The organism is Clostridium perfringens (assembly GCF_016027375.1).
GTDB classification, from domain to species: Bacteria; Bacillota; Clostridia; order Clostridiales; family Clostridiaceae; genus Sarcina; species Sarcina perfringens.
The window spans coordinates 15,481-36,611 of the sequence record NZ_CP065681.1; the positions used below are offsets into that span (position 1 = coordinate 15,481).

Genomic DNA, 21,131 nt, shown 5'->3' on the forward strand with positions numbered 1-21,131 from the left:
TTTTTAAATCTAACTATATTTTATTTTTCTAATCTTTTTAAATCTCTTCTAATATCTTTTTTTAATTCCTTGTATTGTTTTTTGTACTCTATAGCCTCTTTCTTTAACTCTCTTATCCATTTTTCAGCTATTTGTTCTTCATGAGTTTTAAAATGCTCATATTTCTTGTATTCTTTTAAAGCCTCTTTTATTTTTTTATCTAATTCTTTAGAATCAATTAAATCTTCGCATTCCTTACCAGTTAGATCCTCATACTCTCTATAAACTTCATATAAAGCTTTCATAGCTTCTCTTTTAACTTTTTCACCTTTTAAATTATTTAATAATTTTTTTAATATATTTTTATGTTCTGCTAACTCTTCATCCTCACCATCTTCAGCTAAAGCAAGTAACATCTCTAATTTCTTTTTAGTATAATCTAATGTAGTATCCTCTAAGGCATCTTCTATTCCATATTGTTTAAGAAATTTTCTAAATTCTTTCATATCTGCTGCATCATTAAATGGTATAAATTCTTCTACTTCAATATCTATTATTTCTTTACTCATTTGTATTACCTCCTAAGATAAATACAAATACTATAGTTTCAATGTAGACTTTCTCTACACTCAAGCCTTAGTATTTATATAATTATTTATTAATTATAATAATACTAAGACTGTTTCTTTTAAAGGATTATAATCACTAGTTATTAATCTCTCTATTTTAATCATTAAAAATCTTACTTTTTTTATATTTTCAATCCATACCTTTAAAAATAATTTAATAATAAATAAGCTTTCTTAAATTATTTTTAAGTTCTACACATTTGCCTTTACATTTAAATCTACACTTTTAGATTTATTATTAAAAACAACTTTCAATAAAATAGGGGTTACTATAGTTGTAACCACAACCACTATTACTACTGGTGCTAAAAATTCTGGCAGCATAAGTCCCATTGCAATTCCTTTATTTGCAACTATAAGTGCCACCTCACCCCTTGATATCATTCCTGTTCCTATTTGAATAGCTTCCCTATTACTATACTTACATAGTTTAGCTCCTAAGGCACATCCTAAAACCTTGCTTAATATAGCTACTATAAGTAATAATATTGCAAATATGAAAATAGTTTTTGTCATAGCTGTTAATTGAACTTTTATACCTATACTAGCAAAAAATATAGGAGATAATAGCATATATGACAAGGTTTCAAATCTTGAGTTTAAATATTTACTTCTATTTGAATCAGATATTACTAGACCTGCTATAAAAGCTCCTGTTATATCTGCAACCCCAAAGAATTCCTCAGCACAAAAAGATAATAATAAACAAAATACAAAGGCTATTATTACAAATCTTCTTAAATCTCTCTGATATCTTTCATCTAATTTTATAAATGCCCAGTGGAATAGATATCCTGCAAATCCAGCAAAAATAAAGAACATAACTATTTTAGCTAAAACTATTATTACATTAATTGATGGATCTGCTAAGCTAGTTGTTATGGTTAAGGCTATTATTCCTAAAATATCATCAATAATAGCAGCTCCTAGTATTGCATTTCCTGCCCTTGTGTTTAATTTTCCCATTTCCTTTAAAGTTTCTACAGTAATACTAACTGAAGTGGCTGTTAATATAATTCCTATAAATACATTTTGCAATATTGTATTAACATCATTTCCCTTATTAAATATACTTGCAATAAAAAATCCTCCTGCAAGAGGAATTATTACTCCAAGTACAGCTATTATAAATGATGCTTTGCCAGTTTTCTTTAATTGATTAATATCAGTTTCTAAGCCAGCTGTAAACATAAGTACTATAACACCTAATTCTGCAAGCTTTTGAATAAATTCTGTCTCAGATAAAACATTTAAAACAGCAGGTCCCAAAATAACCCCAGCTACCAAAGCCCCAACAACCTGTGGCATTCTAACCTTTTTAGTTATTAATCCAAATAGTTTAGTACTAATAAGAATAAGTGCTAAATCAAATAAAAACTCATAAGATAGCATTACAAATCCTCCTACTCAAAATATACATTAATTTACATTATAGTTTTATTTCGTAATTTTTTCAATCCTATTTATAAGTAAATTCTTTAATATATTGATTTTATATAAGTATTAATACACCCCAAATTATTTATATTATTAATAGGAAAAATTTTACTTTACTTATTCCAATAATCAAAAATATGAAATTTACTCTTTAACAATAAAATTAATATAGTACAATTAATAAGTAACCTTTTATGCTAAAATTAAAATTGCTGCTAAATTCTAATAAAGGGGGAATAAACAGTTATGAAAATTTTAGTTGTAGATGATGAAGTAAGTATTTTACAACTCATAAAAATGAACTTAGAAATAGAAGGTCATGTTCCTATAACGGCTGAGAATGCTTTAGATGCATTAGAATTAGTAATAAAAGAAAAGCCAGATATAATAATTTTAGATGCTATGTTACCTGATATAAGTGGATTTAATTTAATCCCTAAAATAAAAAATATTGATGATATACCTATAATAATGCTAACTGCAAAAAGTGATATAAATGATAAGCTTTTAGGGTTACAATTAGGTGCTGATGATTATATAACAAAACCATTTAATAGCACTGAACTAATTTTAAGAATAAATATAGTTGGCAAACATATTTCAAGTGATTCAAAGAAAAAAGTAAAGGATTTAACCGTTGGAGATTTAACCTTACTATTAGATGAAAGAAAGGCTCTTATTAAATCTGAATATATAAACTTAACCTTTAAAGAATTTGAAGTACTAAGATGCCTTTGCCAAAATAAAAATAAAGTTTTTTCAAGGGAAGAGCTTCTAAATAAAGTTTGGGGATATGATTTTGAAGGAACAACTAGGGCTGTGGATATTCTAATTCAAAGACTTAGAAAAAAATTAGGTCCCTGTCAAAATTACATAAAAACCTTATATAAGGCTGGTTATAAACTAGATGAAAAATAATAAAATACAAATAAATTTAAACTTAAAACAAAAAATTATTTTAACTAATTTATTAATATTAGCTCCTATAATAATTTTTATCTTCATAATAACTTATAACGCTTTAAGTAAAAATTTAATAAATAACTCTATTGAATATTTACTTGATAAAAGTAGAACAACAGAATCATATATACTTAATCTACTTTCATCAAATGATTCTGGAGATAAAGAAGATATTATTAGAGATAATGCTCCATTTATAGCTTCAACACTTAGTGAAAAATATAATGTGAGAATACAAATAATTAGTAATTCAGCCCAAATAATATATGATTCTTCCTCAGATGAAGTCTCATTATTTGGTTCAGATATAAATGAATCCTTAGATGGGCAGACTGCTTACATAGTAGAAAAAATAGATAACGTACCTACTCTCTTCCTTTCTAGTCCAATATTTTATAAAGGAAAGGAATATGGTGCAATTAGGCTTATATTAATAAATACAGAAGCCTATGAGATTTTAAGAAATACCTTAACCATATTTATTATAAGTGGTTTAATAGCCATAGTAATTGCCATCTTTTTAATAAATACTTTTGCTAAAGAACTAGTTAGTCCTTTAATGATTTTAAAGCAAAAGTCTAAAAATATTTCTGAAGGAAAATTCAAAGAGGAATTGCATATAACAAGTGGAGATGAGGTTGAAGACTTGGCAAACACCTTTAACATAATGAGTGAAAACCTTGATAAATATATAAATGAAATAAAGTCAGCTAAGCTTCACCAAAAAAAGTTTTTTGATAATGTATCCCATGAATTCAAAACCCCACTTACTGCCATAATTGGCTTCTCTGAAATAATTCCTAAGTTAAATGATAAGGAAAAAATAGTTCAAAGTTCAGCTCTTATAGAGAAAGAAGGGAAAAGACTTTTAAATTTAGTAGAAGAAATACTTCTTTTAGCTAAAAGTAATAAGAATACCTTTGAAATTGAATACACCTATATAGATGTTAAATCCTTAATAGAAGATTGTCTAAAAATATTAAAAATAAAACTTGATAATTATGATATTAAGGTTTATAGAAATTATGAATCCTTTTTCATATATGGAGACCATGATAAAACAAAACAAGTCTTCATAAATATAATAGATAACGCCATAAAATACAGTGGTTGTGAAACTCTTAGTATATCAACAAAGAGATCTCCAAATAAAATGGAGGTCATTATAGAAGATGATGGTACAGGTTTTATAATTAAAGATGAGTATGTTAATCCTAAAGGAAATGGACTTGGAATAAAAATATGTAAAGATATAATGCAAAGTCAAAACTATGGTTTCAACATAGAAAGCGAATTAGATGTTGGTACCAAGGTTACACTCTCCTTCTCTATTGGTAAAAATAATGAGATTAAGGAGGAGGATTTTAATGAGTAAAAATTTTAAAAACACACTTGCTATTTACTTATTTTTCATAGTAATAATACTTGCTACCTATATCTATTATTCTAGTAATATATATGACTCATTAACAGTTGTTAAAAGTTCACAAGAGAATAAGGGAGATTTAAATATTAAAATACCTGATAAAATAATACTTTCAAACCCTTATTTAGGAACTACAGTAATATCAAATAAATCTGAACTTAATGAATTGCTTCAGTATTTTAATAAAATATGCCTTACTAACTCAACTAAAGAAAATGCTTTACCTTTAGAAAACACCTTATTTATATCTGGTGAAATTCATTATTTAAATGGAGATAAAACTCCCTTTGAAATATCAAACATATTAAAATTAGACGGTGAAAGTTATTCTAATAACTCCTCTTTAATAAATATGCTTAGAAATAATCTAAAGGATGCATTTTATACTGTTAACAACCTTGAATCCATATTATCAAGTCCTGATAATCTAATAACCTATAAAGAGGATGGAACTATGAAAAATCTATCAAAGGATTCTAAATCTCTTTTATTAGAGGACTTTAAGTCCTTAAGACTTATGAATGATAATAAGGATTTTTTAAAAACTGATTTAAGTGAAATACCTAAACATCATTTAACTTTATATAGATATGCTAAAGAAGGAGATATCTCCATTAATACTTTTTATATAGATGTTTATAAGGACTACGTGATCATACAATATCTAGGTGATGAAAATGGTAAAAATATTTATTTAAAGGGGAATTTAAATGAAGAAATTTTTAAATAAAAAAATCACCATAATATTAACTATTATAATTCTACTATTAATAGCCAAATTACATATTATAAAAAAAGAAAAGGCTTTAAGTACATCTAACATGAACCATATAGTTGTTTATGGCTCTCTTAGAGAGGAAGAGGGTAAATATCTTCTTGAAAAATTTAAAAATAAATATGATTGTACTTATGAATATATAAAGCTTCCAACGGAAGAAGCTGTGCAAAGAATATTAGACACCAGGGATAATCCTCAAGGAGATATCTTTATTGGGGGAAGCTGTGATGGATATGAAATTTTGAAAAAGTATGATGCCTTAGAAGAATATAACTCTCCCTGGGCTAATAATATTCCTGCAAAATACAAGGATTTAAGAGGATATTGGACTGGTTTTCAAATAACTCCACTATCAATAGGAATAAATAAATCTCTATGGCAAACACATTTTGGAGGTTCTGTTCCCTACCCTAAGAAAATTGAGGACTTATTAAACCCAGAATTTAAGGATAAAATAATACTTCCTAATCCTCAAACCTCTGGTACAGGATATACCTTAATGGCATCACTTTACCAGGAGCTAGGGAAAGAAAAGTTTGAAACATTTATAGCTAAGCTTAATGACAATGTATCCTCTTCAACCATAAGTGGATTTAACTCAATTCAAAGGGTTGCCTCTGGCGAATATCTTATAACGGTTAACTTTCTAAGTGACCAATTAATAGCTAATAGATCTTCAGACAATATAATTAGCATAGTCCCTGAAAATGCTGGTTGGAATGTAGACTCTATAGCTTTAATCAAAAATTCTAAACATGAAAAAATAGCTAAAAGCTTTATAGACTTTGTATTATCAAAGGAAACCTCAAGTGACTTATCAAAGTTCTCTAAGGCTATTTCTACTAAGAACTTTGACACAAATCAATTTAAAATATATGATAAATATAATTTCTATCTCGCTGCTGAAGATAGGGAAAAAATAATGCAAATACTCTATAAAAATAAAGAGTAATTTAAATAATAATAACTTATATGTAAGTGAAATTTATTTAATAAACATCATAGGATTAAAATTAATTAAAATCTCTTAAATGTTACATTTATGAAACATTTAAGAGATTTTGTTGTTTAATTCTTATTTTATTATTAATAAGTAAACTGTTTTTTGAAAACATTAACACGTATAACACATATAACTAGGAGGATTATAGAATGTTTGGATTTTTTAGCCCAGCTCCAGCAATACCTAGACTTCCAAAAGATAAGGTATCATCAGCATACAAAGCATATCGTATTCGTATGTTCCTTATGATATTTATTGGATATACAGGTTACTACTTAGTTAGAAAAAACTTTGCTGTAGCATCACCATATTTAATTGATAACTATGGATTTTCAAAAACACAAATCGGACTTATAAGTATGGGACTTGCTGTATCTTACGGTTTAAGTAAGTTCATTTTAGGAAATTTATCAGACAAATCAAACGTAAAGAAATTTATATGTTTTGGACTTATTGCATCATCAGTATTAAGTGTTCTAATGGGATTTGCTCGTACAGTTCCAATATTCTTAATACTTATGGTATTTAACGGATTCTTCCAAGGTATGGGAGCTCCACCATGTTCAATAGTATTAGGTAAATGGTTCTCTCAAAAAGAAAGAGGACTTAAAATGGGAATATGGAATACTTCTCATAATATAGGTGGAGGTTTAATCGCCCCTATAGCAACTTTATGTTTATTAATATTTGGACAAAATCATTTCCAATCAATATTCTTTGTACCAGCAATAATATGTACAATAGTAGCTTTATTCTGTTATGTAATTGGAGCTGATACTCCAGCATCTGTTGGATTACCTCCAGTTGAAGAATATAGAAATGATTATCCTGAAGTTAAGGCTGAGGTTAATCCAACAACTTTATCTTCAAAAGAAATAATGGTTAAATATGTTCTTAAAAATAAATATGTTTGGTACTTAGCACTAGCTAATATCTTTGTTTATTTAATAAGACAAGGTGTTGTTAACTGGATTCCTATATACTTAAAAGAATCAAAAGGATTCTCTGCTGCTAATGCAAACTGGGCAATGTTCTTATTTGAATATGCTGCAATACCAGCATCAATATTACTTGGATGGCTTTCAGACGTTGTATTCAAAGGAAAGCGTGCTCCACTTAGTATCTTATGTATGATCGGTGTTATATTTGCTACAGTAGCTTACTGGCAAACAAGCAGTACATTAGTAACAATGATTTCTGTTGCATTTATAGGATGCTTCATATACGGACCTCAATTATTAATAGGAATGAACTTAATAGACGTTGTACCTAACTTCGCTGTTGGTTCTGCTACAGGTTTCTCAGGACTTTGCGGATACCTTCTTGGTGAATTCATGGCTGACTTCGTTTTAGGTATGATAGCTGATAGCTTTGGATGGAACGGTGCATTCATATTTATCATAGTAGGTGCATTCATTGCATTACTTCTTTTAGCTTTAACTTTAAAGATAAAGAAAAATCCACAAGTTGAAGATAAGATAGCTTAATATTTTAATCACAATATAACTAAATATATACATATATAAATCAGATAAAGGAAACTAGGAGGCTCCCCCTTTCTAGTTTCCTTTTTTATTATAGAAATTAAAAATTATAAATATTTTTAGAGAATCACTGATTTTATCTAAAAACATATAAATTTTATTATCTTATATGTTTTAAAGTGCTTACTGGATGTCCTTTTAAAAGTCTATTTCCATCAGTATATCCTTCTTCTCTTCCTTCAAGCTCTTTAATTAATATTTTTCTTAAGTAATCTATTCTCTCTTTATACTCTTCTGAATCTATAAGATTAGTAAGTTCCTTTGGATCATTCTCTAAATCAAAATATTGTTCTTCCCCTCTTTGAGAAAACCACAAAAACTTATCTCTCTTTGTTACAATGTAGTGGTTAGAATCCTCTCCAAATGAATGTTCTCCATGAATATAATCTCTCCAAGTAGAATTTCTTTCCTCTATTAAATTCTTAAGGCTTAATCCTTCTACTGAATCAGGTATAGAAATATGAGCAAAGTCTAATAAAGTTGGCATAATATCTCTTAACTCTAAAACTTCATCAAATACTTTTCCTTTTTTCCCTTTTAATAAGTTTCCTGGGTCATAAATAAAAAATGGAACTCTAGAACTTCCTTCATAAGGAATTCCCTTTCTAAACCAATTATGATCTCCCATCATATCTCCATGGTCAGAAACAAATAAGAATATTGTATTATTTAATTCCCCATACTCTGATAAGGCTATTAAAAATCTCCCTATTTGATGATCAATATGAGTTATTGACCCATAATAAGCAGCTTTAGCTCTTTTTAATGCCTTCTTATTAATTATTCCCTTTACACAATTTATATCTTTTCCTCTATTTTCTTCATCCTCTTTATTAGCCCAATCTCCCATTAAAGGTTCTGGTAAATCCTCATCCTTATACATATCAAAATAAAACTTTGGTGGATCTAAAGGGGAATGTGGTCTAACAAAGGACATCTTTAAAAAGAATGGCTTACTTGGATCTTTTCTTCTTAAAAAATCTATTGATTCATTAACCACCCAATTAGTAGGGTGTAAGTTTTCCTCATATCCCCAAGGTCTAGATACCCACGAATTGCAATCAAGTCCTATATCTATTAAATCAACATTATGCCCTTTCTTTTCTCTAAACCACTTTAAATAATCATCACATTGTTCAATTTGAGTAGATGCTTTTCCTTCTTTATTTCTGGCAAAGTGTAAATACCCATCATGTAACATAATATTATGAAATCCACAAAGATTTCTCTCTGGATAAACATGCATTTTCCCAATACATTGAGTATGATAACCAGCTTTTGAAAATTCTGAAGCTATGGTATTTTCATAATTCCATGAAACTCCATCTTCATACCCAACTCTTCCATGAGATTTTTGGCTCATGCCTGTTAAAATAGATGCCCTAGATGCAATGCAACTTGGAACTGCTGTATAAGCATTTTCAAAGTTATATCCTTCAGTGGCCATCATATCTAAGTTTGGAGTTTCTATAAATTCATTTCCATTAACCCCTAGACAATCTCCTCTCATCTGGTCAACCATGATTAACACAATATTTGGCTTCATATTTAATCTCCTCCCATTTTTCTCTTCATTTATACCAATTTAAATATATTATAACTTTTTCATTCTAAAATGTAGATTATCTATTTTTACATATTTATTTATTATTTTTAGGCTCCTTTAAACAAAGCCTACTTTTAAAATATCTATAATGAATATCTTCCTATTAAAGTTTCCACCAAGCAAAATATACTCATCTTATAATAATTACTCTCTTAAATAAAAAAAGATTATATCAAAACTTAAAATAAAACATATAAACAATATATTTATAAATTTTATTTTAAGTTTTGATACAACCCTTTAATTTTATCCTATTTATTTTCCTCTAATAATTTTTTTATTTCTAATCTACAAGCAAAACAGCCATAAGTATTGGCACCTGTCTCTTTTTTTACTTTTTCATAAGTATCTGCTCCATTTTTTATTGCTTCTATTACTGTTCCTTCTGATACCTTTTTACATCTACATACAATTCTATCTTTATCTATATTACCCATTCTAAAAATCTCCTTAAGTTAAAAATATATTTTTAGCTTACCACATAACTCTTCAATATATAAATAAAAAGATGCATCCAAACAAGAAATATTTTCCCTATTTAGATACATCCCTTTTTTTGCAAAACTATTTAAATATATGTCTTATATATTCCTTTGGATTATATATAAGTATTCTAGGTCCTGAAAACTTCATTACCTCTTTAACTTTTTCTCTCATATCTTTTTTATAACAATGAATAGGGCACTTTTTACAAGAACTTTTTTCATTTCCAAACTTACAATAAGTTAATCTCTTATGAGCATACTCTTCTAACTCTCTACATTCATTACAAAGTTCCCCATTTAAACTTCCATGTTTCTTCTTACAATAAAGCTTTATCATTAATGTTATTATCTCTTTTTCTTTATCTATTCTGTTCAACAACCTCACCTACTTTTACGGTTTTAATTCTAAAGATAAAATAATAGAATTTAAACATCATTAATATTACTATAAATATTTTTAGATGAATACTCTTTGATAGTATCAGTGGAAATAATAACATAATGTCCGCTGTAAGTAGTATAGTTAATTTAGTTTTTAAAGTCATAGCCCTATTTTTCTCAAAGCTTTCTAAATGATTTTTATATATCTTTGTCCCTTTGAACCACTTATCAAACTTGTCTGATCCTTTAACAAAACAGAATGCTGTTAATAATAAAAATGGTGTAGTAGGTAATATAGGTAAGATTATTCCTATTAACCCTAATCCTAAGGAAATAAAACCTAAAATAACATAAAATATCTTAAGCAAGCTCATGTTTCACCTCTTCACATTGAATTAAATTTCCCTTATTAATTCTAAATACCTTTTCACATACCCTAGTTGTAGACTTTCTATGAGTTATAAGTATAAGTGTTTTATCTTTTAAATATGTTCTTATAGACTTTAAGATTATTCCTTCATTTAAAGTATCTAAGTTACTTGTAGGTTCATCTAGAATTACTATTTCACTTTCTCTTAGGAATACTCTAGCTAGTCCAATTCTTTGCTTTTCTCCTGAAGATAAGTTTCCTCCTAATTCTCCTACTTTTGTTTTATATCCATCCTCTAAGCCCATAATAAACTCATGTATTCCCGCTTTCTTTGCAGCTTCTTTTACTTCATCTAAAGTTGCATCTAGCTTTCCTATTTTAATATTGTCTTCAATACTCATATTAAATAGACTTGTTTCTTGTCCCATTAAGGCCATTTTCTTTCTTAACTCTTTTGTCTGAATCTCTTTTACATTCTTATTTCCTAGGCTAATTTCACCCTTTGTAACATCCCAGAATCTCATAAGTAATTTTACAAAAGTACTCTTTCCAGTTCCACTTTCTCCAATTACAGCAATCTTGTCACCTAATTTTATATCTATGTTTACATCTTTTAATACATTTTCTTTTCCCTTATATGCAAAAGAAACATCCTTATACTCTATGTTGTTTCCAACTTTCATTCCTTCTCCTAAAACTTCTTCTACAGAAGGCTTTTCATCTAAAATATTAAAAATTCTTTGAGCTGAAGCAAAAGTTAAAAGAAGATTGTTAGATAGATTACTTAAGGCTACAACAGGTCCAAAGGAAGATGCTATTAAAGTAACCACAATTATTAACCCTCCAATTGTCATAGTTCCTTTTAAAACCTCTAAATAAGCAACATATAAAGCAATAAGTATTGTTAACATTATGATTAAATCACTAAAGGCTCTTATTATTCCCTCATGTTTTTTTATAACCTTTTGCTTCTCATTTAATTCTTCAGAGAATTTTTTTATATTCCCTCTTCTTTCATTACCATTGTTGAAAATTAAAACCTCTTTAATTCCTCTAAGAGAATCTAAAATATAAGAATTTGTTTTTCCGAATGCTTCTCTATATTGAACACCAGCTTCTTTTCCAAAGCTACTACTAATATAAGGAACCCCAAAACCTATTAGTATATAACCAATTATTCCAACTATACCTACCTTTACATTTATACTTAAAAGTATTAATCCCATTATGGTGTTAGTTATAATTGCTATACTGATTGGTGCTATAGTATGAGCATAAAAAACTTCTAAAAGTTCAATATCAGAAGTTATCATAGAAATTAAATTTCCCTTTTCCATTCCTTCTAATTTAGCTGGCGCAAGTTTTCTAAGAGCTGAAAACACTTTGTCTCTTAATATAACTAATATTTTAAAAGCTATATAGTGTCCACTTAATTGTTCTCCATATCTTAAAGGTCCTCTTAATATTCCAAGTACTATCATTAAAATAAGAGCTGTTTTAAATGAAAAACTTATAGTGCTATCTATTAAACTTGATATTGCTACACTTCCAAGTACAGTTATTCCTATAGCTGCTAAAAATCCTAAAACTCCCATAAATACTGTTATAAACATTACAGGGGCAAGAGGCTTAAGCTCTACTATAAGCCTTTTCATTATTGAAAAACCTGATTTTCTCATTTATATAACACCTCCTACTTCTAATTCATTTTGATAATTTACCATGCCATAATATTTGTTCTTTCTTTCCATAAGATCCTTATGACTTCCCTCTTCAACTAGAACTCCTTTATCTAGCATATAAATTCTATCTGCATTTTTAACATTAGCAAGTCTATGAGAAATAACTATTACTGTTTTCTCTTTTGATATTTCATTTATAGATTTCCAAATCATATTTTCACTTTCAACATCAATATTTGAAGTTGCTTCATCAAAGATTATTACTTCTCTATTTGCTAATATAGTTCTAGCTAAAGCAAGTCTTTGCTTTTGTCCTCCTGAAAGCTTTGATCCACCTTCACCAACTTCTAAATCTAATTTTTCCTTTTTAGAATTCACAAAATCTAAAAGGTTAGCCTTTTTTAAGGCGTAATTTATCTCTTCTAAAGTTGCATCCTTCTTAGCTATTAATAAGTTATCCCTAACTGTTCCATTAAATATATAACTGTTAGTTGATATTATGGATACCCTATTATAAAGCTTTGAAAAATCAATATTATTTATATCAGTTCCGTTTAAAGTTATCTTTCCTTTTGAAGCCTTATAGTTATTTAAAATCAATGAAGCTATAGTACTTTTTCCACTTCCACTTTCACCAACTATTGCTACATAGTCTCCTTTATTTATTGATAAAGATATATCCTTTAAAACTTCTCTTTTTCCATCATAAGAGAAACTTACATTCTCAAGAGAGATGTTTGATATTTCATTAAGATTACTATCTGAAGAAACCTTGCTTTCATCAGCTTCTAAAACTTTGAAAATTCTATCTGCAGCAGCTATTCCATTCATAGCAATGTGGAAATATGATCCTAATAATCTAAGAGGTATGAAAAATTCTGCTGATATTAATAAAATTACTATCATTCCTCCAAGGCTTACTGTTCCTGCTCTAAATTGTAATAAAGCCACTATACTTCCAAGGGCAGCTCCTCCAAAAGCAATTAAATCCATAACATTTATTGAGTTTAATTGCATACTTAAAACTTTCATAGTTATCTTTCTAAAGCTTTCAGCCTCTTCATTCATAAGTTCATGTCTTTCATTATCCATATCAAAAACCTTTAATGTTGTAAGCCCTTGAAGGTTTTCTAAGAATGTGTTTCCTAAATCTGAATACTGTCCCCAATATTCCTTTAATATTTTCTTTGCTATTTTCATTATTAATATTATTGATATTGGTATTAAAGGCAGACAAAGTATAAATACTAAAGCTGCTTTAAATGAAATAAATGCTAAAGCACAAAATAAAGTTAAAGGCGCTAAAATAGAATATATTAACTGAGGTAAGTATTTACTAAAATAAACCTCTAAAGCCTCCACCCCTTCAACAGCCATTTGAACAATTGAAGATGTAGAATCTACCTTATCATATCTCATTCCAAGTTTTAAAAGCTTCTCATATATCTTATCTCTAAGGGTAATCTTAACCATCTCTGAAGATTTATATGAGAAGTGTCCACTTAATAAATTCACACAAAATCTTACACCTAAAAGACCAACTAAAATTAATACTTTTTTATTTAAGTTTTCAATATTCCCTAAACTAAAAAGTTCCTGAATGCTAAATCCAATAACTATTATTGTCATCAGATTACAAATTACAGAAATCCAATTCATTAAAACAGTTAAACCTATGTATTTCTTAGATTCCTTACACAAGTTTAAAAGCCTCTTGTCTATCATCATAATTCCTACACCATCTTTCTGAAGTTTATAAAGTTTATTTAACAAATAGTTTTTGGTATAAAATAAGTCTCTCCAGTTTCCTTACATTTGTTAATAACACCATTAACCTTATAAACTTCCTTTAATAAATTTTCATCTATTACATTCTCTGATTTTCCCTCTTTTACAATTTTTCCATCTTTCATGACAACAATATTATGACTATATTTAATTGCTTGATTTATATCATGTAAAACCATAACAACAGTTAGCCCATTATACTTATTTAACTTTTTTACAATCTCTAATATTTCTATTTGATGAAAAATATCTAAATAAGTTGTTGGCTCATCTAAAAATAAAATTTTAGGCTTTTGAGCTAAAGCCATTGATATAAAAGCTCTTTGTCTTTCTCCCCCTGATAAATTCATAACTCCCTTATGTTTTAAATCATCAAGTCCTGTACATTCTAAAGCCCATTTAATTATGTTTTTATCTTCCTTGTTGTTACTTTTAAAATATCCTTTATGAGGATATCTACCATAGGCAACAAGCTCCTCAACCTTTATATCCTTTGGCACACTATTTTGTTGATGAACAGTTGCTAAAATCTTTGCTATATCCTTATATTTAAGATTGTTCATGTTTATATCCCCCAAATAAACATGTCCAGTTTTACTTTTATTTAAAGCACATAATAGACTTAGCAAAGTTGATTTTCCACTTCCATTAGGGCCAATAATAGTTGTTATTTCTCCCTCTTTTATATCTATATTTAAATCATTAATGATATTTTTTTCTCCCTTGTAATTGAATGATAATTTTTCCCCTCTAATCATCTACATATCACTCCTTCTTAGTAGATATAAGAAGAACGGTGCTCCAATAACTGCCATAATTATTCCTGCTGGTATTTCATATGGCTTTACTAGCATTCTTCCTATTGTATCTGCAAGTAAGACTAATGCTCCTCCAACAAATATTGAAAAAGGAATCAAATATCTATGATCAGAGCCAATTAATATTCTACAAATATGTGGTACAACTAATCCAACAAAGGAAATAATACCTACAATAGCCGTTGATACACTCCCTAAAAATACAGCTACCACTGTTATGAGAATCATTTGTAAATCTGAATTAAAACCTAAACTTTTTGCATTTTTATTTCCTAAAACTATAACATTACATGATTTAGCTAAAATTAATGCAAAACCCATTCCTATTATTGAATATAAAAATAAAATTTTAACTTCATCCCATGAAGTGGCAGCTAAGCTTCCACTTATCCAAGATTGTATATTCCCTGCACCTACGCCACTACCTATAGTTAATATTTGTGATAAACCTCCTAAAAGAGCATTTATAGCAGCCCCTGCAAGGACTATTCTCATAGTATCTAACTCTTTTTTATAAGCCATTAAATACACAACTATACAAGAAACAAGCCCTCCAAAGAAACCTACTATTGGTCTTATTGATCCTGAAGCTGGCATAAATATTATGAATATTAATGATACTAAGCATGCTCCAGAAGATATTCCTGTTACTTGAGGATCAGCCAAGGGATTTCTTATTACTGCCTGAAGTAATACCCCTGCCAAGGCAAGATTTCCTCCAACTAAAGCAGCTATAATGACTCTCGGCATCCTTAAATCTTTTATTATTCCTATATTTCCTTCATTACTTCCACTTAAAAGACCTTTTATTAGTTCACCAAAACTTATATCAATACTTCCTAGCTTTAAAGAAACTATCATTAAAATTAAAACTATTAATATTGATAAACCTATATATAAGCTTTTTAACTTATTATTTTTCACCATATATTATTTCACCTAACTTATCTAAAGATTCTATTACTTTTAGGTTTGCACTCATACCAAAGTACCCGTTTTCTAAGTAATAGACCTTTCCTTCTTTAACAGCTTCAATTCTGCTCCAGGCTGGATCTGAAGCAAATTTTTCTTCAGCCATTTTTTTAGCTTGTTCAGGCATTCCATGAGTCATAACTAATACCATATCTGGATTTAGCTTTACTATTTCTTCATTGCTATATGAAACAAATGGCTTTTTATCATCTTTAACTATGTTATTTGCTCCCACCTTATCCACTAAGTTTCCTATGTATGATGAAGGAGTAGCAATCATCATGCTTCCTGGTGCTGCAAATACTAATAAAACATTCTTTTTTTCTTCTTTAGATAAGTTCACAAACTCATCTTCCTTAACTTTAAGCTCATTTAATATTTCATTTGCTTTTTCTGTCTTATTAAATCTTTCACCTAAAGTTGATATACTTGTTTTTAATCCTTCTAATGTAGTTAAATCTATAAATTCACTAGGTATATTGTTATCAGTAAATAGTTTTTTATAATCTTCTCCTAAGGTATCTACAGATACTACAACATCTGGATTTAAAGATTTTATTATTTCTAAATCTGGATTCATGGGATTACCAACTTTAACCGCATCTTTAGTACTTTCAGGCAAATCATAAGAACTAGTTGGAACTCCACTTACCTTTACTCCTAATTCATCTAATATTTCTGTTACAGCAACAGAGGTTGCCACAACAATCTCTTCTCCATTTTCTTTTTTTAAACTTTCCTTTGATTCTCCAGAGTTATTTGAACATCCCATAACTCCAAAGCCTAAAAGGCATATTAAACTTAAAGCTATACCCTTTTTTAAAAACACTATTTTCCCTCCACTAACCTATTAATTTTGCTTTAACTATGTATCTGTCTTTTCCTCTATTTGTACATGTAACTATGGTCATTGTTTTCTCATCTAAATTTTGATTCAAAACATCAGTATCACTAGGTGATGTGACAAAAATCTCATTAATTTCATACTGAAATATATCAGTTAAAGTTGTGATTTTTATTTCATCTCCTACTTGAAGCTTGTCTATATTTCTAAAGACCTCATTATTTATAGTATTTCTATGTCCTGCAATACTAAAATTTCCATTTTCGCCTGGCATAGCAGTATTTTCAAAGTGACCAATGTTATTTTCTAACACATCTAAGGTACTACCCTCAGCAATAACTGTATGTACACCTATTTTTTCTATATCTATTAAAGCTATTCCATCTCCATTTTTTATTTCTTCTAAAGTCTTTTTCTTCTCTTCTTCTGAATAATTAAACTTTTCCTTAAACTCTTCTAAAGTTTTTTTCTCAACACTACTTTTATAAAGTTTTCCTATAAGAACTGTAGAAACTATAACTAAACCTAAAATAAATAATCCTTTAGCTAGTTTATTTCTCATTTTACTTTTTCCTTTTAAATATTACTAAGGAAACTATTAAAGCAACTATTATAATTCCGCCACCAATATAAATGAACATATTCTTATTATTTGCTAAACCTGTTGCTTCGCTTATAGCATCTTCACTTTTTCCAGTTTCATCAGAAAGATTTTCATTGCTACTTTCCTTGTTTTCCACTTTAGGTGCTTCTAACTTCTCAACAAGAGTTAAAGTATCAAACTTTGGAATCACCTTAAATTGAACATCTCTTTCCATAGGTCCTACATATATTTTCGCCTCTAGCTCTGAATCCTTATTAGGAACCTTAACTTTTAGTTTTATAGTTCCATTCTCTTTATCTTCTTCAACAATCTCAGCATTTCCATCATTACCATCTACTAAGATTCTGAAATTTTCCATATATTCTGTTCCTGAAAAACCTATAGTATATTCTGTTTCATCCCCTAAAATTTTAAGCTGCATAGTGTCATTTAAATAGCTTCTAGACATTGACATCCCTATATCTGAATCATGATAAACATCATTTTTAACATCATATATTCCATTTTCTAAGTTTTCATTTGCTAGTACATCAACACTTCCAAAAACTCCTGTTAAAGAAATAAAAATTGTCAACATAACTAATAAAACAGGTTTTAAAAATCTCATCTAATTTCCCTCCATTTGTTTAAAAATAGTTTGAGAGGAAATCCTCTCAAACTAAACTGCTTTTACTCTTCTCTTTTTCTAATAAACATAGAAGCTCCCATCATTGCCATTCCTAATAATGCAACTGAGTTTCCTCCTATTGGTGAACCAGTCTGTGGTAAGCTTGATACAGTAAAGTCTTTTACAAACTTTTTAGTATCTTTTAAAAGTTCTACATTAAACTCAACATTTCTTCCCATTGGTATTACATATAAACTTACTTTAATATCTGCATCTAAATTAGGAATTTCAAATCTTAATTTAATTGAATCACCATTCTTAGATACAACTTTATAGTTAGCATCTTTACCATTTACAGTTATCTTGTGGTCTTTCATAAACTCTTGACCAGTAAATGTTAATGTTAAATAAGTTTTTCCATCAATTTCTTCTAAGTCAGATATTTTGTTTAAATATTTTCTTGCCATATCAACACCAGTCTGACTTTTATGAACAACTTTGTTTTCTATTGTGTAAAGTTTTCCCTTAGTAACTTTATTTTCTGTAACTGTACTGTTTCCTTCGTTAGCTGAGCTTCCATTATTAGAAGAGCTTGTACCGTTACTTTCTTCTGATTTATTCTCTTCTTCTATTGCAGGTTTGTCCTCTCCACTAACTAATTCTAAAGTTCCCTTATTAAGTATTGTTTTAAAGCTTACATCTCTACCCATTACACTTACAAAGGCTGTAACAACTATATCAGCATCAAGACTTGGTATCTCAAAAGATATTGTTCTATCAGCTTCATTTGGCGTTGCTACCACATCTTTACCATTTACAGTTATTCTAAAATCCTTAAAGAATGAGAACTGCTCTTCATTAAACTTTAGTGTAAGAATTTTTTTATCATCTTTTACCTCTAATTTACTATTCTTAGATAGAGCTTTTCTTGCCATATCATTTCCCACATCTTGATTTCCATCACCAATGTATGAAACATCATTTTTTATGTTATAGATACCATTCTTTAATTGATTTGCATCTACTATTTCTCCTGAACTTCCTTCACTTTCATTTTCTTTATCTTCATTTGCACTTCCATTGCTTCCTGAGTTAGTATTTCCTGAATTATCTTGATTTCCACTATTCTCATTTCCACCTGGAATATTCTCACTATCTTCATTACCAGGCTTATTATTATCTTCTAAATTATCTTCTAATTTCTTAGCTGTATCATAATTTAAAGTAGTTTTAAAACTAACTTCTTTCCCCATCATACTAACTAGTGTAGATACAACAATATCTGAATTTAAATCAGGTATATTAAACTTTATAGTTCTATTATCTTTATTTACTTCTGCTTCTACTTTTTCTCCATCAACTGTTACATTGAAGTTCTTTAAGAAAGCATATAATTCACTATTAAAAGTTAATGTAACTGTATTTTTCCCATTTGATATATCAATTCTTGAATCATCTGACAACACTTTTCTAGCCATGGAATTTCCTGTTTCCATGTTTCCTTGTCCAACATATTGAACTGTATTCTTAAGGGTATAGCTTCCATCCCCTAAAGTTGTTTTTTTATTAACTGTAACATTTACTGTTTTTTCATCAAATTGCCCTGATGAATCTGTAACTTTATAAGTTATTGGATATAATCCAGGAATCTCAGCTTTTCCATCTTTTATAAATGATGTATCTCCACTTATCTCAACTTTTAAATTAGAATCTTCCTTATCAGTTCCAATAACTCCAGATAATAAATCAATAGCATCACCTTGAGTAACACTAATATCCTTAGCATTATTTATAGTAGGTGCTTCATCTAATAAATTAACAGTATTCATATCATTAACTAAGAAAAGCTCAACCTTTCTTCCCATCATTGTTATGAATAATCCTATTTTTACCTTTGTATCAGGTGATGGTACTTCAAATGTTATTGATTTATCATCTTTATTTTCTTCTATCTTTAAAGCTTCTCCTCCAGCGCTAACTTCAATATTGTTCATAAATCCATATAAACTACTATTAAAGTAAACAGTCATTAATGTTTTGCCATCTTCAATCCTAAACTTTGTTTTTTCTCCTACAGCATTTCTTGCCATATTTTCGCCTGTAGAATTTCCTTCTTCAACATATGAAGTTACATTATTAGCTTCATATATTCCATCTCTAAGTCCTTCTGAACGCACAATTGCAGTTCCACTATTTATATTAGTGGCTGCATATACAGTATCCGCTCCTACTCCAACTAACATAGATGTTACAAGTGCATAACCTAAAATTTTATTAATTTTCTTTCTTCCCAAAGTTAATCCCCCTTTTGACTTTCTTTTCCTATTGAAAATGATTATCAATAATGTTAACATACTTATATTATCATAGATTTTTATAATTGTTTTTCTCTATATTAAGATTTTTTTTAATATATTAAGTTTAAAAAGGAGGATTTTGTGTGATTTTTTTAAAATCAGTTCTTATAGATTTTTATAACTGCTGTGAAATTCCAATAAGAGCTGTAGATAATAATATGAATATTCTTTCTGAAGTGGGTTACTCTTCTTTTTATGATTATATATTTAATGACTTGAACTTAAATAGCAAGTTTGAGCGCTCATATTTAAAACATGATCATAATGACTCACTAATAATTACCTTTGAAAATAATATATCTTTTTATTCATTGTTTAATTATAAATCAATTGATAAAGACTTAATTTTCATAATAGGTCCCCTATATTTAAAAGAAGATTTAAAAAATTCTAATGATGATTTAGAACTTTATAAAATACCTTTAAAGACTAAAAGTTGTCTTAAGTATTATAATTCTCTATTGAAAATAATCTTAGATGAAAAACTTAAAGATAATTTTTCAATTTCATATTCTCCTTATGTAGGAAGAGCTATAGATTTTATAGAAAAGAATTACGCAGAAGAAATTACTATAGACTCTCTTTGCACAGAATTTAAAATAAATAAGTCCTACTTCTGTAATATATTTAAAAGCGAAACTGGCCAAACATTTATAAACTTTTTAAATAATTATAGAATCGAAAAGAGTAAGGACTTACTTAAGGATCTTGACCTCTCACTTTTGGATATTGCACATAAGGTTGGATTTAGTAATCAAAGTTACTACTGCACAGTATTTAAAAAATTTACTGGTCTAACTCCCTTAAAATACAGAGAGGATAACTATAAAAAAGGTTTGTAAACTCTTTAAAGTTTAC

The 21,131-nt window shown here is 28.4% G+C and carries 20 protein-coding genes; 6 read left to right on the top strand and 14 right to left on the bottom strand.

All coding sequences use genetic code 11. The features are described 5' to 3' along the window. Positions 1 to 20 precede the first annotated feature (20 nt). Entirely contained in the window at positions 21 to 548 is a 528-nt protein-coding gene (locus I6G60_RS00365; protein WP_003458267.1) for a hypothetical protein, read from the bottom strand. Positions 549 to 800: 252 nt separating this feature from the next. Then, on the bottom strand, positions 801 to 2,000 hold the full coding sequence (locus tag I6G60_RS00370) for a cation:proton antiporter (RefSeq protein ID WP_003458362.1): 1,200 nt from the start codon (positions 1,998 to 2,000) through the stop codon (positions 801 to 803). Between the two features lie 291 nt (positions 2,001 to 2,291). Between I6G60_RS00370 and I6G60_RS00375 the strand changes: the two genes are divergently transcribed. The 5 genes from I6G60_RS00375 (at position 2,292) to pgtP (ending at position 7,702) form a co-directional block, all read left to right on the top strand. Continuing rightward, on the top strand, positions 2,292 to 2,963 hold the full coding sequence (locus I6G60_RS00375) for a response regulator transcription factor (protein ID WP_003458350.1): 672 nt from the start codon (positions 2,292 to 2,294) through the stop codon (positions 2,961 to 2,963). After that, positions 2,953 to 4,383: a HAMP domain-containing sensor histidine kinase gene (locus I6G60_RS00380; protein ID WP_003458297.1), complete on the top strand. Its 1,431-nt coding sequence runs from the start codon at positions 2,953 to 2,955 to the stop codon at positions 4,381 to 4,383. The genes I6G60_RS00375 and I6G60_RS00380 overlap by 11 nt, the downstream gene beginning before the upstream one ends. Continuing rightward, positions 4,376 to 5,164 (top strand): DUF3919 family protein, encoded by a 789-nt coding sequence (locus tag I6G60_RS00385; protein WP_003458381.1) that lies wholly within the window; start codon positions 4,376 to 4,378, stop codon positions 5,162 to 5,164. The genes I6G60_RS00380 and I6G60_RS00385 overlap by 8 nt, the downstream gene beginning before the upstream one ends. Further along, a complete protein-coding gene (locus I6G60_RS00390) occupies positions 5,145 to 6,164 on the top strand; it encodes an ABC transporter substrate-binding protein (RefSeq protein ID WP_011590106.1) in 1,020 nt (339 codons plus the stop codon). Before I6G60_RS00385 ends, I6G60_RS00390 begins: the two co-directional genes overlap by 20 nt. 200 nt (positions 6,165 to 6,364) lie before the next feature. Then, positions 6,365 to 7,702: an MFS transporter gene (gene pgtP / locus I6G60_RS00395; RefSeq protein WP_003458294.1), complete on the top strand. Its 1,338-nt coding sequence runs from the start codon at positions 6,365 to 6,367 to the stop codon at positions 7,700 to 7,702. Positions 7,703 to 7,859: 157 nt separating this feature from the next. On the opposite strand, the gene I6G60_RS00400 is transcribed toward pgtP, so the two are convergent. From I6G60_RS00400 to I6G60_RS00455, 12 genes are all read right to left on the bottom strand, one after another. After that, positions 7,860 to 9,305 (bottom strand): arylsulfatase, encoded by a 1,446-nt coding sequence (locus I6G60_RS00400; protein ID WP_011590105.1) that lies wholly within the window; start codon positions 9,303 to 9,305, stop codon positions 7,860 to 7,862. A 311-nt stretch (positions 9,306 to 9,616) separates the two neighbouring features. Next, positions 9,617 to 9,802 (bottom strand): (2Fe-2S)-binding protein, encoded by a 186-nt coding sequence (locus tag I6G60_RS00405; protein WP_003458360.1) that lies wholly within the window; start codon positions 9,800 to 9,802, stop codon positions 9,617 to 9,619. Between the two features lie 127 nt (positions 9,803 to 9,929). Continuing rightward, entirely contained in the window at positions 9,930 to 10,226 is a 297-nt protein-coding gene (locus I6G60_RS00410) for a nitrous oxide-stimulated promoter family protein (protein WP_003458317.1), read from the bottom strand. Beyond that, positions 10,210 to 10,605 carry a YbaN family protein gene (locus I6G60_RS00415; RefSeq protein WP_003458262.1) on the bottom strand — a complete coding sequence of 132 codons (396 nt, stop codon included), beginning with the start codon at positions 10,603 to 10,605 and terminating at the stop codon, positions 10,210 to 10,212. Before I6G60_RS00415 ends, I6G60_RS00410 begins: the two co-directional genes overlap by 17 nt. Further along, positions 10,592 to 12,280 (bottom strand): ABC transporter ATP-binding protein, encoded by a 1,689-nt coding sequence (locus I6G60_RS00420; protein WP_011009685.1) that lies wholly within the window; start codon positions 12,278 to 12,280, stop codon positions 10,592 to 10,594. Before I6G60_RS00420 ends, I6G60_RS00415 begins: the two co-directional genes overlap by 14 nt. Beyond that, complete coding sequence (locus tag I6G60_RS00425; RefSeq protein WP_011590103.1) at positions 12,281 to 14,008, bottom strand: ABC transporter ATP-binding protein/permease; 1,728 nt, start codon at positions 14,006 to 14,008, stop codon at positions 12,281 to 12,283. A gap of 41 nt (positions 14,009 to 14,049) precedes the next feature. Then, positions 14,050 to 14,829 carry an ABC transporter ATP-binding protein gene (locus I6G60_RS00430; protein ID WP_011009683.1) on the bottom strand — a complete coding sequence of 260 codons (780 nt, stop codon included), beginning with the start codon at positions 14,827 to 14,829 and terminating at the stop codon, positions 14,050 to 14,052. After that, positions 14,830 to 15,816: a FecCD family ABC transporter permease gene (locus I6G60_RS00435; RefSeq protein ID WP_003458270.1), complete on the bottom strand. Its 987-nt coding sequence runs from the start codon at positions 15,814 to 15,816 to the stop codon at positions 14,830 to 14,832. It lies immediately after the preceding gene. After that, complete coding sequence (isdE, locus tag I6G60_RS00440) at positions 15,803 to 16,690, bottom strand: heme ABC transporter substrate-binding protein IsdE (RefSeq protein WP_003458265.1); 888 nt, start codon at positions 16,688 to 16,690, stop codon at positions 15,803 to 15,805. Before isdE ends, I6G60_RS00435 begins: the two co-directional genes overlap by 14 nt. A 13-nt stretch (positions 16,691 to 16,703) precedes the next feature. After that, positions 16,704 to 17,267: a class D sortase gene (locus I6G60_RS00445; protein WP_003458327.1), complete on the bottom strand. Its 564-nt coding sequence runs from the start codon at positions 17,265 to 17,267 to the stop codon at positions 16,704 to 16,706. Position 17,268: 1 nt separating this feature from the next. Beyond that, complete coding sequence (locus tag I6G60_RS00450) at positions 17,269 to 17,916, bottom strand: NEAT domain-containing protein (protein WP_003458334.1); 648 nt, start codon at positions 17,914 to 17,916, stop codon at positions 17,269 to 17,271. A gap of 62 nt (positions 17,917 to 17,978) precedes the next feature. Beyond that, complete coding sequence (locus I6G60_RS00455; protein ID WP_011590102.1) at positions 17,979 to 20,210, bottom strand: NEAT domain-containing protein; 2,232 nt, start codon at positions 20,208 to 20,210, stop codon at positions 17,979 to 17,981. Between the two features lie 146 nt (positions 20,211 to 20,356). Here I6G60_RS00455 and I6G60_RS00460 point away from each other — a divergent pair, with 146 nt between their 5' ends. Next, positions 20,357 to 21,115, top strand: a complete 759-nt coding sequence (locus tag I6G60_RS00460) for a helix-turn-helix transcriptional regulator (protein WP_003464291.1) — start codon at positions 20,357 to 20,359, stop codon at positions 21,113 to 21,115. The last annotated feature ends 16 nt before the right edge of the window (positions 21,116 to 21,131 follow it).

What these genes read in the sequence shown, in the direction of transcription:
- I6G60_RS00385 (WP_003458381.1), top strand. Translation starts at nt 4,376, where the DNA reads ATGAGTAAAAATTTTAAAAACACACTTGCTATTTACTTATTTTTCATA.
- I6G60_RS00380 (WP_003458297.1), top strand. Translation starts at nt 2,953, where the DNA reads ATGAAAAATAATAAAATACAAATAAATTTAAACTTAAAACAAAAAATT.
- I6G60_RS00400 (WP_011590105.1), bottom strand. Translation starts at nt 9,305, where the DNA reads ATGAAGCCAAATATTGTGTTAATCATGGTTGACCAGATGAGAGGAGAT.
- I6G60_RS00405 (WP_003458360.1), bottom strand. Translation starts at nt 9,802, where the DNA reads ATGGGTAATATAGATAAAGATAGAATTGTATGTAGATGTAAAAAGGTA.
- I6G60_RS00415 (WP_003458262.1), bottom strand. Translation starts at nt 10,605, where the DNA reads ATGAGCTTGCTTAAGATATTTTATGTTATTTTAGGTTTTATTTCCTTA.
- I6G60_RS00390 (WP_011590106.1), top strand. Translation starts at nt 5,145, where the DNA reads ATGAAGAAATTTTTAAATAAAAAAATCACCATAATATTAACTATTATA.
- I6G60_RS00425 (WP_011590103.1), bottom strand. Translation starts at nt 14,008, where the DNA reads ATGATAGACAAGAGGCTTTTAAACTTGTGTAAGGAATCTAAGAAATAC.
- I6G60_RS00365 (WP_003458267.1), bottom strand. Translation starts at nt 548, where the DNA reads ATGAGTAAAGAAATAATAGATATTGAAGTAGAAGAATTTATACCATTT.
- I6G60_RS00370 (WP_003458362.1), bottom strand. Translation starts at nt 2,000, where the DNA reads ATGCTATCTTATGAGTTTTTATTTGATTTAGCACTTATTCTTATTAGT.
- I6G60_RS00430 (WP_011009683.1), bottom strand. Translation starts at nt 14,829, where the DNA reads ATGATTAGAGGGGAAAAATTATCATTCAATTACAAGGGAGAAAAAAAT.
- I6G60_RS00435 (WP_003458270.1), bottom strand. Translation starts at nt 15,816, where the DNA reads ATGGTGAAAAATAATAAGTTAAAAAGCTTATATATAGGTTTATCAATA.
- I6G60_RS00450 (WP_003458334.1), bottom strand. Translation starts at nt 17,916, where the DNA reads ATGAGATTTTTAAAACCTGTTTTATTAGTTATGTTGACAATTTTTATT.
- I6G60_RS00445 (WP_003458327.1), bottom strand. Translation starts at nt 17,267, where the DNA reads ATGAGAAATAAACTAGCTAAAGGATTATTTATTTTAGGTTTAGTTATA.
- pgtP (WP_003458294.1), top strand. Translation starts at nt 6,365, where the DNA reads ATGTTTGGATTTTTTAGCCCAGCTCCAGCAATACCTAGACTTCCAAAA.
- I6G60_RS00420 (WP_011009685.1), bottom strand. Translation starts at nt 12,280, where the DNA reads ATGAGAAAATCAGGTTTTTCAATAATGAAAAGGCTTATAGTAGAGCTT.
- I6G60_RS00375 (WP_003458350.1), top strand. Translation starts at nt 2,292, where the DNA reads ATGAAAATTTTAGTTGTAGATGATGAAGTAAGTATTTTACAACTCATA.